Genomic DNA, 14,419 nt, shown 5'->3' on the forward strand with positions numbered 1-14,419 from the left:
TGAACGTTCAGTCAGATAAAAGACTTGTGTTCCGACGGGGTTCGGGGGAGGTCGTCCACCGTAGGACGACGGGAGCCGGCGTCTTCGTCGCCTATCGATGACGGTGGGGAGAAGATGAGCGGAGGGACCAGCGTCGTCGACCGACCGTTCAGTCAGACGACTCGGTCGTCCCCTCGACCACCAGACGAGAACGACGCGACAGTTGGCCCCAGAACCGATTCCGCCAGCAGGTCGGGACTCAGACGATGTACCGACCGACGAGGGGACCCACGTCTGTGAAAACGAAAAACTGATAGATTCATAGATTCAACGTCCGTCAGAGAGAGTGTCGTACATGCCAGTTATCCAGACCGAGGGGCTGACCAAGTACTACGGCGACGTCCGTGGTGTCGAGGACCTCTCGTTCACCGTCGAGGAGGGCGAGGTGTTCGGCTTCCTCGGCCCGAACGGTGCCGGGAAGACGACGACCATCCGGACCCTGATGGGGTTCCTGTCGCCCACCGACGGGACCGCCAGCGTCCTCGGTGCGGACATCCGCGACGCGTCGGCGCTGCAGGCGGCCCGCGCACGCGTCGGCTACCTCCCGAGCGAACCGGGGTTCGACGAGGGCGTGACGGGCCGACGACTCGTCGAGTACCACGGCGCCCTGCGTGGCGACGTGCGCAGCGAGGACCTGCTGGAACTGTTCGACCCGCCGCTCGACCGGAAGGTCGGCGAGTACTCGCGCGGGAACAAGCAGATGCTGGCCATCGTCATCGCGTTCATGCACGACCCGGACCTGGTCGTCATGGACGAACCCACCTCGGGGCTCGACCCGCTGAAGCAGGAGCGGTTCCTGGAGTTCGTCCGGGCCGAGCAGGCGCGCGGGAAGACGTTCTTCTTCTCCTCGCACATCCTCGGCGAGGTCCGGAAGGTCTGTGACCGCATCGGCATCGTCCGTGACGGCCTGCTGGTCGAACTGGAGGACGTCGACTCGCTCATCGACCGCACCGGCAAGACCGTCCGCGCCAGCGTCGGCGGGTCGGTCACCGCCGCGGAGTTCGACATCGACGGCGCACACGACGTGACGGTCGGCGGCGACGGCGACGTGCCGACTGAGGCGGGCGCCGACCACGCAGGCGTGAGCGACGCCAGCGCAGGAGACGACGACTGGTCCGACGAGGAGACGACGGTGTCGTTCACCTACACCGGCGCGTACGAACCGCTGCTCCGCCACCTGCTGGAGTACGACCTGCGTGACCTCGCCATCGAGGAAGCGCCGCTGGAGGACGTCTTCATGCGCTTCTACGGCGAGGACGACGCCGAGGCGGTCGTCGAACGCGTCGAGTCCGGCCGGGCGAATACCGAGACGGGGACCCCCGATGCTTGAGACCGCCCGCTACGACGCGGAGCGACGACTGTCCGGGTCGGTCGTCCTCGCCCTCGGCCTGTCGGCGTACGCGGCGCTGATGATACTGATGGCCCCGAGCCTCCTCGGGGACATCGACCTCGCCGCGCTCGTCGAGCAGTACCCGCCACAGCTCGTCGAGGCGTTCAATCTGGAGCTCATCGGGACCATCGAGGGCTACCTCGCGCTGGAACTGTACCAGTTCGCGTGGGTGCTCGGACTCGGCGCGTACCTCGCGTACAGCGCCGCCGGGAGCGTCGCTGGCGACGTCGACGACGGCCGGATGGACACGATACTCGCCGCGCCCGTCTCGCGCGGGCAGGTCGTCGTCGAGAAGTTCCTCTCGCTGCTGGTGCCCGTCGTCGTCGTCAACGTCGTCGTACTGGCCGTCGTCGCCCTCGGGACGTCGCTCGTCGACTACCCCGTCCCGGCAGCCGACCTCGTGGCCGTCCACGCGCTGTCGATTCCCTACCTCCTGTTCTGTGGGGGGCTGGGGATGCTCGCGTCGGTCGTCGCCCCCCGGCGGTTCGTCGCGGAAGGGGTCGCCGTCGGCCTGCTGGTGGGGACGTTCCTCCTCGACTCGGTCACGGCCGGGACGGACCTCGACTGGCTGAGCGCCGTCGCCCCGATGCGCTACTACGACCCGGTCGCCATCCTCACCGCGAGCGAGTACGACCTCGTCGGGGCGGTGGTCCTGCTCGGGGTCGCCGTCGCCCTGCTGGCTGCGAGCGGCGTCTGGTTCCGGCGGGTGGACGTCCGATGAGCGACGCCGCCACCGGGTCGGTCGACGACGTCGAACGCGCCGACCGCCGCGAGCGCCACACCGCGAGCGCCCGCGACGTGTTCCGGTTCGAGGCGGAGCGACGCCTCCGCGTCACCGCGGTCGTCGCCGCCGTACTCGGCCTGTACGCGGCCATGTTCGTCTGGATCGGTCCGCAGTTGACCGGCGGCGAGGAGCTCCAGGCGTTCGTCGAACAGCTCCCCCCGGCGATGACCGCGCTGTTCGGACTGGAGCACATCGGGTCGTTCGAGGGCATCCTCGGCGAGTTCTACAGCATCGCCTGGCTCGTCGGTCTGAGCGGGTACGTCGCCTACAGCGCCGCCGGGAGCGTCGCCGGGGCGCTCCGTGACGACCGGATGGACACGCTGCTGGCGGCGCCCATCTCCCGGACGAGCGTCCTGCTCGGGAAGTACGCCGCGCTGCTGGTGCCCATCGTCGTCCTCAACGTCGTCGTGCCGGTCGTGCTGTACGTCGGGTCCGTCGTCGTCGACGACCCGCTGTCGTTCGTCGACCTCGTGACGCTGCACGTCCTGTCGATTCCCTTCCTGCTGTGCTGGGCCGCCGTGGGGCTGTTCCTCGGCGTCCTCGTCCGCGGCGGGCGACGGGCCGGACGACTCGCGCTCGGCCTCGTGTTCGCGGGGTGGCTCGTCGAGTCGGTCGTCGTCGGCAGCGACTTCGAGTGGCTCGGCAACGCCTCGCCGATGCGCTACTTCGAACCGACCGAGATTCTCGTCGACGGGTCGGTCGACCTCCTCGGGACGGCGCTCCTGCTGGCCGTCGCCGCGGTGGTCCTCGTCGCGAGCCGAACCGCGTTCGAGCGGAGTGATCTGTGACCGGCGAACCGTCAGGCGAAAGCACGCCGGGGCCGGAGGGTCGGTAGATGCGGAGTTTCAGCGACGACGAACGCTCCCGAATTCGCCAGCAGATACGCGAGACGGGACGGGACCTGTTCTCGCGCTACGGCCTCCGGAAGACGACCATCTCGGAGCTGACGGAGCCGGCGGGTATCGCGTCGAGCACGTTCTACCAGTTCTACGACTCGAAGGAGGAGCTGTACATCGAACTGCTGGAAGAGGAGGGCGAGGAGACGACCGAACACCTGCTCGCCATCTCGTTCGAGCGCTACGACGACCCGCAGGCGGCCATCGAAGCGTTCCTGCTGGGGATACTGGAGGTGATAGAGACGAACCAGCTCGTCCGTCAGATAATCGTCAGCGACGAACTCGACCGACTGCGCGAGCAGTTCACCGACGAGGAGATGGAAGAGAACCGGCAGCAGGAGCTCGCCATCTTCCTGCCGTACCTCGAAGCGTGGGACGAGGCGGGGCTGCTCCACGACGTCTCGCCGGAACTCCTCGCCTACACCATCCACGCGATAATCTTCGTCGGTCTCCACGAGGACGAGATTCCGATGTACCAGGAGGTGAAACAGACCCTCGTCGGGTCGTTCGCGCGCGGCGTGACGAGCGACGACCCCGACCTCGACGCGGTCGACGTTCCGGACGTGGACGTCGACGACCTCGTCGCGAGCGCCTCCGGTGGCGACCGCGACACCGCAGCGTCGGGGCTGGACGACGACGCTACCGACGGGCAGTGACGGTCGTGTGGAGCGCGTCCACGTCCCGTTCGAGCAGGCGCGCTGCCTCCAGTCGGACCCGACGCGCCCGCTCCTCGGGGATGGTGTCGCCGGCGTAGAACTGGCCCGACAGCGGGTGGTAGCGCGTCGTGTCGATGCCGTACCGTTCGAGGTACTTCCAGACGAACGGCGAGGTCAGCCCTCGCTCGATGGCCGCCGAACTCAACTGCTGGAGTTCCGCGTACGCCGGGACGCCGATGGCGTCGTTGGTGACGCCGGGGTCGCCGACCTCGACCGGCAGGTCGTCGGTCTGGGCCATGAGCGGCGCGAGGTCCTCCAGGAGCGTGACGACCTGGCTCGGGAGGGAGGTGTCGGGCGAGCGCCACTCGACGGTCGGCGTCTCGCTGCGCAGGCGGATGGGCGTCATCACGACGTTCTCCGGGTCGAAGTAGTCGGTGTACTCCTCGGTCGAGACGCCGCGGTTGAGCGCCATCGACCGCAGTTCCTCGTAGAGCCACTGGAGTCGTCGCTCCCACTCGTCGGGGTCGTCGGTGTACTCCCAGAGGTCGCGGAACTTCCCGAAGTTGTGCCCGGCCTTGTACCGGTACGCGTACGCGCGCGAAGAGGTGGCCAGTCGCTCGCCCTCGTAGAACGGCGAGGAACTCACCAGCGCGAGCGCCGGGTCGAGCGCCGTCAGGAGGTTCAACTGGCGAGCGACGTTCCCCTGCTCGAAGTGGACGTGCGTCCCGGCGCAGTTCTTGGCGACCTCGAACCCCTCGCCGTAGATGCGTTCGAGCATGTCGCCACGCGAGGAGGTGACGGGCGACCCGTTGGCGGTCAGCGGCGTCCCGAGCGGGACGAGCCGACGGTTCGTCTCGCGAGCACCCCGGAGGAGCGTGTCGAGCACGTCCGTGAGGCTCTCGGCGATACCGGCGGTAGAGCCCCGTGGCGGCGTCGTTATCTCGACGAGCGACTCGACGAACTCGGGCACCGCGTTCTCGTGAGCCTCCGTGAGGTCGTGGCCGGCACAGAGGTCACCCATCTCGTCGACCACCCAGAACTCCATCTCGACACCGAGTTGCATACGTCGTGGAGTCTATCTGCGCGGTTAGCGCTTGCCCGGCGTGTGCCGTATCGGAGAGGGACGGCGAGGGGTTCGACGAGACGGCGGACGGTTCGAGACCGCCTGTCGGAGCGCCGCTCGCCCCCCTGGCTCAGTTCTCGACGACGAACTGGCCCGCTATCTCGGTCACCTCGGCCATCGTCTTCGGCTCGTCGACGGCCATCGGGAACGGCGACTCGACGTTCAGTTCGTTCAGGAACGAGGCGTGTCGCGCCTCGACGCTGTGGATGCCGATGGCTGCCTCGAACACCGCGTCCGCGGCGACGGTGCCCGCCGCACCCTTGTACGCGGCGACGCCCGTGTTCTCCAGCGCTCGCGCCACGCCGAGGAACTCGCTGGGCGTCTCGTAGCCGAAGTCGTACGTCGCCTCCTCGACGGGCGTCCCGCCGAGTTGCTCGACGGTGTCGGTGATGGCCCTGACGTGTGCGGCCTCGTGTTCGCCCACCATCTCCAGGTGGTAGCGGACGTCCTCGCGGACCGTCTCGCCGAACCCCGAGAGCGCCTCCGCGTCCATCAGGTCCTCCTGACTGAACGCCTCCAGCCCCTCGCGGTAGAACGCGTTCTCCAGGTGTTCGAGCGTCAGCGCGTAGTTGAGCACGGCCACGTCGTCCGTGTCGTCCTCGGCCTTGCGCTGCTGGTCGGGGCGGTCATCGCCCGTCTCGAAGACGCTCGGGTCGACCTCGGAGGTGACGAACTGGCCAGCGACGTCGAGCACCTCCTCGACGGAGTTCGCCTCGTCGACCGCCTTCGGGAACGGCGACTCGGCGTTGACGAGGTTGAGGAAGCTCGCGTGACGCGCCTCGACGCTGTGGATACCGGCCGCCGCCGCGAGCACGTCGGCGTTCACCACCTTCGGCGCGGCACCGGCGTACGCGGCGACGCCGGTGTTCTCCAGCGCCTTCGCCACGTCGAAGAACTCGCTGGGCGTCTCGTAGCCGAACTCGTACTCGCCTTCCTCGACGGGCGTCCCGCCCAACTGCTCGACGGTGTCGGTGAGCGCGCTCACGTGGGCGGCCTCGTGTTCGCCCACCGTCTGGAGGTACCTCGGTACGTCCATCCGAAGCCGTTCGCCGAACGACGAGAGCGCCTCGGCCTCCATCAGTTCGTCCTCGCCGAACGTCTCCAGTCCCTCGCGGTAGAACGCGTTCTCCAGGTGTTCGAGCGTCAGCGCGTAGTTGAGCACGGGGACGTCGGGCGCTGGCGTCGACTGGGTCGTGGTGGGGTCGTCCGTCGTCTCGTTCGTCCCCATCGTCGTCGTGGCCGGGGCGTCGGAGGTCTGCGGTGGTTCACTCGTCGTCGTGTCACCACCGTCGTCACCGCCGCCCATACAGCCAGCGAGGGTGGCGATACCGAGCGTCGCGGTGGTGCCGAGGAGTGCGCGGCGCGTCGTGTCGGGGGTGTCGTCGGGTGCAGTCATCGCTTCGTCTTCACCGAGTCAGTTCCCCCTAAAGAGAATTCTCCGATTTCCGACGGGAATCCCACCAGACGGTGGCGGAACTCTCACCCAACTCCGGTCGGAACTCGCAGACCCCGGTGGCGATAGACGGCCAGTGGTGGCGACGACCGGTGACGGACGACTTCGTCAGACCAGGCGTTCTCGAAGCGAGCACTGTCCGCTCGCTCAGTCCTCGCGCGAGTCGAGCCAGTTCGCTACCTTCTCGCGCGTGTAGCGGCTGTACCGGTCCGCGTGGTGGACCGGGTCGTCGAACTGGTGCTCGCGGTTCTGCAGGCCGTTGGCGAACCGTTCGGGCGGCTCGTCGCTCCCCTCCCACGTCGTGCTGGCCTCCTGCGTCCAGAACCAGCCATCGTTCGGTTCGAGGAGGTACGACCAGCACATCGGCGTCAACTCGGTGTAACAGCCGTTCGCGTCGACGCGGAAGTCGCCGTCGGCGTGGCTCGCCCCGTAGGCGTGACCAGCCTCGTGCCACGTCATCCCACGGACCTCCCAGGAACCGACCGAGAACGGGTCGGCGTACACCAGCGCTCCGCGCGTCCACTCCCCGTCGTCCGTCACGTAGGTGTCGCTCTGACCGTACCCCCACTGCGCCACGTCGTGGGCGATGAGGACGTTCTCCTCGGCGGTCAGCGAGCGATGCTCGTCGAGCCACGACATCGCTCGCTCGATGAAGGAGTGCTCGGTGTCGACGAACTCCGCGGGTGCGACGCCCAGTCGGCCGAAGTCCCAGAACTGCCAGTCGGCGTCGGTGGTGTCGTCGAGGTAGTCGACGACGTTCCGGGCCTCCTCCCGGACGAGCGTAGCCCACCGGGGCCAGCCGGCAGCGGCCGCGAAACTGACGTACGGCATCGGTCACGCTCCGAACGGTCGCACCGCGCGCACGCCGAGGTGCTCGACGGTCACCGTCGGCGTCGCCGGTCGTTCGACCGCCTCGAAGGCGGGCACCGTCACCGTCTCGCCGGGGCGTTTCCCGGGAGCGGTCCGGGTCCGACCGGTCGGCCGGCGGACGGTGACCGAGCTGCTCGGGAGCAGTACGTGTTCTCGCTCCGCCGGGCCGAGGACCGTCGACGCTCCCGCGACGGTGGCACGAACGCGCAGCTCTCCGACCCGTTCGAGGTCCACGGACGGCGGCCTCACGCCGTCGAGCACTCGCACGGCCCGTCCACCGTCGAGCGGCAGTCGGTCCGTCGGCGTGGCCCCGAAGACGTCCGCCCCGAACAGGCCGTCGACGGCCGCCAGCAGCGAGCGCGACTGGACGACGGCGAGGCCGTCGGCCCCCGCCAGCGCTCGTCGGGCCGTCTCGTACGCGGGACGGGAGAGCCAGAAGACGCCCGACGACGGGTCGCTCCGGACGTGCGAACGGCCGCAGTCGTGTTCCACGTCCACCCCGGCGTCCACGTCGTAGCGTAGGCTGGCCGTGACGACGGGCATCTCCCCAGCGCCGCCACCGCCGTCTCCCGTCCCGGTCGTGCCGAGGCGGTCGAGCGAACTGCCGAAAGCCGCGAGCGCCCCCGCCGCGCCGACGAACTGGCGACGGCTCAGCGACCCGTTTCCGTGCCGGTCGAGTGCCGTCCGCCCGCGGCCGACGGCGCCGTTCCGTACCGGTCGTACCGTCCTCACGTCCATCGACTCGACCCTCCGTCTCCCGTCGGCCGCACGAGTCGCTCGACGTCCACACATCGCCGATTCCCGGACTCCCCCTCGCTCACCCTCACTCGTCGTACGAGAGATGGCAGACGCATAACCGTTTTCTAGTCATTCTCTAGACATGTTTGTGGACAGGTCGCGGAGTCGTATCGAAAAACGGGAGGGACGAGCGCCGTTCGCTCAGCCCAGGAAGGACGCGAGGATGGCCTCGTAGGCGTTGACCACGTCCGCGACGAGTCCGTTCTCGTCGTCGGAGTCGTCGATACCGTCGTCGTCCTCGTTCTCGTCGTCGCTGGAGTCGACGCACTCGGAGTCGTACGACTCGCCGTAGTTGGTGTCGTCGGACTCGGACTGCGAGCTCTCGGTCTCGAAGTCGGCGTCGGCGTCGGTCCGGGTGTCGTCCCGGGTGTCGACGTCTTCGCTGGAGTCGCTCTCCTCGAAGTCGGACTGGCTCTGGCTGCTGGAGTCGCTCTCGCTGGAGTCGCTCTCGCTCAGGTCGGACTCGCTGTCCTCGTCGCTGTTCGTCTCCCACTCGACGTCGTTGTTCTCGGCGGTGTCGATGCCGTTGTCGCTCACGCTCTCCGTGTCCACCGACTGCTCGTCCTGCACGGACCGGTCGCTGTCGTCGACGGAGTTCTCGACGGAGTGCATGCTCTGGTCGCTCTGACTGACGCTCCGGTCCATCGAGGACTCGCTCTCCTCGTTCTGCGTGCTGGACTGTTCGTTGTCGTTGTCGGTCGTCTCGAGCGTGCTGTCGCTCTCGTCGCTCGCGCTGTCGCTGCTGTCGCTCTCGCTCTCGTCGCTCGCGCTGTCGCTGCTCGCCGACGCGCTGTCCGAGTCGGAGCTGGAGCTGTCGCTGTCGCTCGACGCGCTGTCGGAGCCCTCGCGGTCGCTCTCGCTCGACTCGCTGTCGCTCTCGTCGTCGGAGCTGGACGCACTGGCGCTGTCGCTCGATTCGCTGTCGCTGTCGCTCGATTCGCTGTCGCTCGACTCGCTGTCGGTGGAGTCGCTCTCGCTGTCGGAGCTGGAGCTGGCGCTGTCGCTCGAATCGCTCGCGCTCGAATCGCTCTCGTCGGAGGCGCTGTCGGTGTCGCTCTCCTCGAAGTCGTAGCTGTCGCGGTCGTCGTCGCCGCGGTCGCTCGATTCGCCCTCGTCGGTCGAGGACTCGACGTCGGTGTCGCTCGACTCGCTGTCGGTGGAGTCGCTCTCGTCGGAGGAGCTGTCGTCCGAAGCGCGGTCGCTCTCGCTCTCGTCGGAGGCGCTCGCGTCCGACGCGCGGTCGCTCGACTCGCTCTCGCGCTCGTCGGAGGCGCTGTCGCTCTCGTCCGAGGATTGCGAGTCGCTCGCGCTCTCCTCGCGGTCCGAGTTGGCGAAGTCGCTGTCGTTGGACTCGCTGTCGCTCGCGCTCTCGTCGCTCGCGCTGTCGCGGTCTTCGGAGTCGCTCTGACTGTCGCTCGAATCGCGCTGGCTGTCCTGTGAGGCGCTGTCGCTCGAATCGCTCGCGCTCTCGCTGCGCGTGCTGTCCTGGTCGCTCGCGCTGTCGGTCGCGTCGTTGACGGTGCGGTCGAGGGTGCTCTCGTCCTCGTCCATCTGGATGTCCATGTCGTCGACGTCGCTCTGGCGCTCGCTGTGGTCGCTCTCGTCGACGTTGTCGACGGAGTCCTCGCTGCTCATCTCGCGGTCGTAGTCGCGGTCGTTCACCTCCAGCGAACTCCCGTCGCGGTACGACTCGCTGTCGCTCGCGCTGTCCCGGTCGCTCCGGTCCATCGACGAGGCGTCGGCGTCGTTCGCACTGTCGCTCTCGCTGTCGCTCTCGCTACTCGAAGAGTCGCTCGAACTCTCCGAGTCCTCGCTACTCGAGCTATCTCGGTCGTTACTGCTCCGGCTCTCGCTCGCGTCCTCTTCGTCGAGGGTCGACGCGTCGTCGTCGAGGCTTTCGTACTCATCGCACTGGTCGTCCGTCTGGGAACTGCTGCTGGTCTGGGCTGTCGCCACACTCCCAGCACCGGCTAACACCAAGAGGAGAACCATCACGATGGCTAGTGCTTTGTTGGTCATTCGAATCTCTGTGACCTCTGTTGTAGGTCAGTTACCGGTTCGCTCAGGAGCGTTAAGAACAGGCGACGAAGCCCTGGGAACGTCCGGAGGGGATGGGGTCAATTCTCCCCCGAACGAACCCCCGGTGCTCGGCCGAGGGGAAGAGACTCTTCGACACGCCGTGGAATCCCCAAAACGCTCCGCGGAAACCCCCCGAAAAAGCAGTGGGTTCGACCGGTCCTCGTCGGGCGACCCCGTCAGTCGAGTTTGCTGACGTCGATGTCGAACGAACCGTCGGCGTTCTCGACGATGACGCCCTTCCGTTCGAGTTCCGACGGACTCTCACCGGTGACGATCATCCGTTCGGTCGTCGTGTCGCAGGTGGAGTCCCGGGTCTGGTCGCGCTGGGTCCGGTCCTGCGTGCTCTCGCTGCGGTCGCGCTGACTCTCGCTCTCGGAGTCGCTGCGGTCGCTGTCGCGCGATTCGAGGTCGTGAGCGCGGTCGCTCCGGTCCTCCTGGCTCGCACGGTCGCTCTGTTCGGCGCGCTCGCTACGGTCGCGCTCGCTCAGGTCGGACTCGCTGTCCGTCTGGCTGTTCGACGCGCTCTCGACGTCGTTGTCCAGTCTGGTGTCGACGCCCTCGTCGCTCACGCTCTCCGTGTCGCGTGCGGACTCGTTGGACGCGTTGCGCGTGCTGTCGCTCGCGTCGCGTTCGTCGGTGTACGTACTCCCGTCACGCGCGCTCGAGAGTCGGTCGCTCTCGCTCCCGCTGTCCGTGCGGGCGCTCTCGCTCTGCTGACTGTCGTTGTCGGTGCGGTCCAGTCGGCTGGCCCGCTCGTCGCTCGCCGACTCGCTCGCGTCGCTCGCGCGCTCGTCGCTGGCGGACTCGTTGCCCGACGACTTGCGCTCGGAGTCTGCGCTGTCACGCTGACTGTCGCTCGCGGCGCTCTCGGAGCCCTCCCGGTCGCTCTCGTCGACGCTAGAGTCGCTCTGGTTCTCGGCGCTCGACTCGCTGGCGCTGTCGGAAGCGGCGCTGTCGCGCTCTTCGCTGGCGGCGTCGCTGCGGTCGTTCTCGCTCGAATCACGCTGGCTGTCCTGCGAGGCGCCGTCGCTGGACTGGTCGGCGCTCGACTCGCTCTCGTCGGCGGCGCTCTCACTGTCACTGGAGTCGCCGTCGTCGTCGCGCTCGCTGCTGTCGCCGTCGCTCGACGCTTGCTCCTCCGCGGAACTGTCGTCGGAGACACTGTCACTCGAATCACTCGCACGCTCCTCGGCGGCTCGCTGGTCGGAGGCGTTCTCCGCGGCCTCGCTCTGGCTCTCGTTGCTCGTGCTGTCGCTCTCGTCGACGGACTGGGAGTCGCTGGCGGCCGCCTTGCGGTCCGCCTCGGCGTACTCGCCGTCGTTCCGCGCCGAGTCGCTCGCGTTCTCCGCGGACGCGCTCTCGCGCTCCTCGTCGGCGCTCGCCGACTCGCTGGCGTCGCTCGCGCGCTCGTCGCTAGCGGACTCGTTCGCACTCGACTCGCTCTCGCTGCGCGTACTGTCCTGGTCGGACTCGTTCGCGGCCTGCTCGCTGACGTCGTGGTCGCGCTCGCTCACCTGCTCGTCGGTCTCGACGTCCCTGTCGTCGACGTCGCTCTCCTCGACGCTGCGGTCGCTCTCCTCGACGTCGCTGGCGTCGCGTTCGCTGCTCGCCTCGCGGTCGTAGTCGCGGTCGTTCACCGCCTCGGAACTCCCGTCGCGGTACGACTCGCTGTCGCTCGCGCTGTCCCGGTCGCTGGCGTCGCTCGCGCTCTCGTTGCTCGCGCTGGCACTCGCGCTCGCACTGTCGCTCGCGCTCGCGTCGCTGCTCCGGTCGTGCTCGGCCAGCGCGCTGTCCGCCCGATTTCGCTCGTCCTCGCTCTGCTGTTCGCTCTCGTCGACGTCGCTCGTGACGTCGACGTCCTCGTCGAGGTGTTCGCTCACGTCGCACCGCTCGTCGTCGAGCGTGTAGATGACGGTCTGGTCGTCGCTCTGCGTGACCGGGGTAGCCGCAGCGACGATGCCCGCCAGTACCAGCAGCGCGGCCACCGTGAGCACACCCACTTTGTCGATCATGTGTTCTCTCCTGAGTATCTAGTGTATCCGTCAGTCACGCGGTGAACACGGCTTGGGACACGCCCCTAGATCGTGCGCATCTTCGCCTGTCTCGGGCAAAAAGAGGCGACGAAGGGTAGGGAAGAATCGCGCTGACGGGGGGACGCGGGACCGACGCCAGGTCACCGCCGACACCGGTCACCGCCGATTCCCGTTCGCCACCACGCCTCAGTCGGCCGACCGGACGACCACTCGCACGTCGTCGCCCGCCCCGTGGTTCGCGTCCTCGACGGACTCGACGCCCTGGAGTTCGTACTCCCGCGGGTCGACGGGGTCGCCGTCCACGGTCACGGTGACCTCGTCGCCGTCCGCCTCGGCGTACTCGCGCCCGTCGATGGTCGCGCTGTCGCTCGTCACCGTCATCCCGAGCGTCTCCAGGGCGTACTCCAGCGTCACGTTCTCGCAGTGGGCGTGCCACACCGCCGACGCCGGTGTGTCGCCGTGGTGGTCGCTCCCCGCACCGCGTTCGTGGTCACTCTCTTCGTACGTACTCGCCTCGTCGTCACTCCCCCCGTCGCTCTCGTCCTCGTGGAAGTGGAAGCACTCGTCCGCTTCGAGGTACCGCGGGTCGGAGAGGTCCACGGTCTGGTCGTCGTACTGGACGGTGATGCGGCCGTGTTCGTGCGTCCCGTTCGTCGGATCGGGCGTGACCGCGGCCGAACTCGGGCCGGGGCCGGAGGAGACGGCCACGAGGCCGTACCCGAGCACGAAGAGGAGCAGGACGCCACCGAGGCCGGCGTAGAGGACCAGTCGGCCGCGGTTCGGTCGGTTCCTCGCTGCCCGCACCCGGCGGCGGTCGATGGCTGTCAGGTCGTCCTCGTCGTGTCCCCGGCGGAGGTGGCTCACGTACGCGTCGTCGGGGACCGAGTCCCCGCAGTACGGGCAGTCGGTAGTCATGGGCGAATACGACGAGCAGACGGCGACGAGATATGAAGACTGGTCGAAGAATCGGGGCGACGGCCGCGGCCGGGGACGGCGTACCGACGCGGCCGGGTCCCCCACCACTCGGGGCCGGGGACATCCGCGCAGGCCGTCTCCCATCCGGTGCCGATTCCCACCCAGGGTACATGCCACGTGGAAGACCGGAGTCGGGTATGGACCGCATGGACCGTCGAACGTACCTCGCGCTGGTCGCCGGGGGAGCGCTCGCACTCGCTGGCTGTGCTCGTGCCAGCGCCGAGCGCCAGTCCACGCGCGGGCGCGGCGACGAGTCGCGGGGGCCCCAGACGACGGCGAGCCAGTCGCCCGAGTCGCCGGAGTCGTACGGTCTCGGCGACCGGTTCGGCGTCGGCGACCTCGACCTCGTCGTCTACGGAGCAGACGTCGTCGACCGAGTGGACGCCCCCTCCGACGACGACCCCTTCGAACTGGACACGGAGTCCGACGAGAACGTCCTCGCGGCGACGGACGGGTCGGCGTTCGCCGTCGTCGACGTCGCCGTCCAGCACGCCCGCGGGAAGGGAGTGGTGGACGTCGACCGGGAGCTGACGGTCGCGCTCGGTGACGGGACCGACCGGCGGTACGCGGCGGTCCGAGCGCTCCGCCCCGAGGCGCGCGCGGTCACGGCAGGCCGCCTCGCCCCCGGTGAGGTCGTCCGCGGCGACCTCGCCTACGAGGTGGGCGACGACGTCCGGGACCTCGTGGTCGAGGTCGGACCCCCCGGTGCCGGCCCGTCGGCCGTCGTCGGCACCGGCGAGAAGCGGAGCCAGGGAGTGGGGGAGAGACTCCAACAGGACCTCCAGGGCGTCCACGAGTTCTCCCAGGGCGTCGAGCGAGGTGGCGTCGAGGTCCGCATCGCGAGTCTCGAACGGGGGAACGACCTCGGTGGGTTCCTGGACGCCGACGACGGCGAGGAGGTCGTCGTCCTCGGCGTCACGGTCGACAACACCACGAATCGGGAGCTGCGCCTCTCGCCCGCACAGCTCCAGCTCAAAGACGAGTCGGGGCGGGTCTACGACGCGAGTTCGACGATGGTCGGCGCACTCGGCGACCTCTCGGAACTGTCGGTCGCCGCCGAGGAGAAGGAGGAGGGAGAGGTCGGCTACCGGGTCGACGAGGGGAGCGGAGAACTGTACTGGCTGTTCGACTTCGGCGAGTGGGGCACCGACCAGCGAGTCGCCTGGCTCCTCCGGTGAGCCTGCTATCGACGGCGCCACCGGACGTGCCACGAGATGGGCAGACCCTGCGGTAGCCGCGACCGGTCGGTGGCGCGTCGCTCGCGAACGTCTCGCGTGACGTAACACGGGTCGGGAACGGTCGGTGACGGTCGTGAAGAACTGC

At 68.5% G+C, this 14,419-nt stretch carries 12 protein-coding genes; 5 read left to right on the forward strand and 7 right to left on the reverse strand.

The genetic code is table 11. The annotated features are described in order from the left end of the window. Nucleotides 1-334: 334 nt before the first annotated feature. Genes MX571_RS01710 through MX571_RS01725 form a run of 4 tightly spaced genes read left to right on the forward strand, consistent with a single transcriptional unit; the run spans nucleotide 335 to nucleotide 3,765 of the window. Nucleotides 335-1,369 (forward strand): ABC transporter ATP-binding protein, encoded by a 1,035-nt coding sequence (locus tag MX571_RS01710; protein ID WP_247413865.1) that lies wholly within the window; start codon nucleotides 335-337, stop codon nucleotides 1,367-1,369. Then, a complete protein-coding gene (locus MX571_RS01715; protein WP_247413866.1) occupies nucleotides 1,362-2,150 on the forward strand; it encodes an ABC transporter permease subunit in 789 nt (262 codons plus the stop codon). The genes MX571_RS01710 and MX571_RS01715 overlap by 8 nt, the downstream gene beginning before the upstream one ends. Then, nucleotides 2,147-3,001 (forward strand): ABC transporter permease subunit, encoded by an 855-nt coding sequence (locus MX571_RS01720; protein ID WP_247413867.1) that lies wholly within the window; start codon nucleotides 2,147-2,149, stop codon nucleotides 2,999-3,001. The genes MX571_RS01715 and MX571_RS01720 overlap by 4 nt, the downstream gene beginning before the upstream one ends. 47 nt (nucleotides 3,002-3,048) lie before the next feature. Continuing rightward, a complete protein-coding gene (locus MX571_RS01725) occupies nucleotides 3,049-3,765 on the forward strand; it encodes a TetR/AcrR family transcriptional regulator (RefSeq protein WP_247413868.1) in 717 nt (238 codons plus the stop codon). Here MX571_RS01725 and MX571_RS01730 read toward each other — a convergent pair. From MX571_RS01730 to MX571_RS01760, 7 genes are all read right to left on the reverse strand, one after another. Beyond that, nucleotides 3,749-4,828, reverse strand: a complete 1,080-nt coding sequence (locus tag MX571_RS01730; protein ID WP_247413869.1) for a glutamate-cysteine ligase family protein — start codon at nucleotides 4,826-4,828, stop codon at nucleotides 3,749-3,751. The two genes, MX571_RS01725 and MX571_RS01730, sit on opposite strands and share 17 nt — an antisense overlap. A 130-nt stretch (nucleotides 4,829-4,958) precedes the next feature. Beyond that, nucleotides 4,959-6,284, reverse strand: a complete 1,326-nt coding sequence (locus tag MX571_RS01735) for a ferritin-like domain-containing protein (RefSeq protein WP_247413870.1) — start codon at nucleotides 6,282-6,284, stop codon at nucleotides 4,959-4,961. 204 nt (nucleotides 6,285-6,488) lie between these two features. Beyond that, nucleotides 6,489-7,172: a hypothetical protein gene (locus MX571_RS01740; protein ID WP_247413871.1), complete on the reverse strand. Its 684-nt coding sequence runs from the start codon at nucleotides 7,170-7,172 to the stop codon at nucleotides 6,489-6,491. 3 nt (nucleotides 7,173-7,175) lie between these two features. Then, a complete protein-coding gene (locus MX571_RS01745) occupies nucleotides 7,176-7,949 on the reverse strand; it encodes a hypothetical protein (protein ID WP_247413872.1) in 774 nt (257 codons plus the stop codon). 201 nt (nucleotides 7,950-8,150) lie between these two features. Further along, complete coding sequence (locus tag MX571_RS01750) at nucleotides 8,151-9,965, reverse strand: hypothetical protein (protein ID WP_247413873.1); 1,815 nt, start codon at nucleotides 9,963-9,965, stop codon at nucleotides 8,151-8,153. A gap of 299 nt (nucleotides 9,966-10,264) precedes the next feature. Continuing rightward, entirely contained in the window at nucleotides 10,265-12,100 is a 1,836-nt protein-coding gene (locus MX571_RS01755) for a hypothetical protein (protein ID WP_247413874.1), read from the reverse strand. Between the two features lie 207 nt (nucleotides 12,101-12,307). Next, nucleotides 12,308-13,036 (reverse strand): hypothetical protein, encoded by a 729-nt coding sequence (locus tag MX571_RS01760; protein ID WP_247413875.1) that lies wholly within the window; start codon nucleotides 13,034-13,036, stop codon nucleotides 12,308-12,310. Between the two features lie 197 nt (nucleotides 13,037-13,233). Between MX571_RS01760 and MX571_RS01765 the strand changes: the two genes are divergently transcribed. Then, nucleotides 13,234-14,274 carry a DUF4352 domain-containing protein gene (locus tag MX571_RS01765; protein ID WP_247413876.1) on the forward strand — a complete coding sequence of 347 codons (1,041 nt, stop codon included), beginning with the start codon at nucleotides 13,234-13,236 and terminating at the stop codon, nucleotides 14,272-14,274. The last annotated feature ends 145 nt before the right edge of the window (nucleotides 14,275-14,419 follow it).

It is taken from the genome of Halomarina salina (assembly GCF_023074835.1).
Lineage (GTDB): Archaea > Halobacteriota > Halobacteria > Halobacteriales > Haloarculaceae > Halomarina > Halomarina salina.

Bases quoted from the DNA above. Each gene is read 5' to 3' on its own strand.
- MX571_RS01710 (WP_247413865.1), top strand. From the start codon at position 335: ATGCCAGTTATCCAGACCGAGGGGCTGACCAAGTACTACGGCGACGTC.
- MX571_RS01715 (WP_247413866.1), top strand. From the start codon at position 1,362: ATGCTTGAGACCGCCCGCTACGACGCGGAGCGACGACTGTCCGGGTCG.
- MX571_RS01720 (WP_247413867.1), top strand. From the start codon at position 2,147: ATGAGCGACGCCGCCACCGGGTCGGTCGACGACGTCGAACGCGCCGAC.
- MX571_RS01725 (WP_247413868.1), top strand. From the start codon at position 3,049: ATGCGGAGTTTCAGCGACGACGAACGCTCCCGAATTCGCCAGCAGATA.
- MX571_RS01730 (WP_247413869.1), bottom strand. From the start codon at position 4,828: ATGCAACTCGGTGTCGAGATGGAGTTCTGGGTGGTCGACGAGATGGGT.
- MX571_RS01735 (WP_247413870.1), bottom strand. From the start codon at position 6,284: ATGACTGCACCCGACGACACCCCCGACACGACGCGCCGCGCACTCCTC.
- MX571_RS01740 (WP_247413871.1), bottom strand. From the start codon at position 7,172: ATGCCGTACGTCAGTTTCGCGGCCGCTGCCGGCTGGCCCCGGTGGGCT.
- MX571_RS01745 (WP_247413872.1), bottom strand. From the start codon at position 7,949: ATGGACGTGAGGACGGTACGACCGGTACGGAACGGCGCCGTCGGCCGC.
- MX571_RS01755 (WP_247413874.1), bottom strand. From the start codon at position 12,100: ATGATCGACAAAGTGGGTGTGCTCACGGTGGCCGCGCTGCTGGTACTG.
- MX571_RS01760 (WP_247413875.1), bottom strand. From the start codon at position 13,036: ATGACTACCGACTGCCCGTACTGCGGGGACTCGGTCCCCGACGACGCG.
- MX571_RS01765 (WP_247413876.1), top strand. From the start codon at position 13,234: ATGGACCGCATGGACCGTCGAACGTACCTCGCGCTGGTCGCCGGGGGA.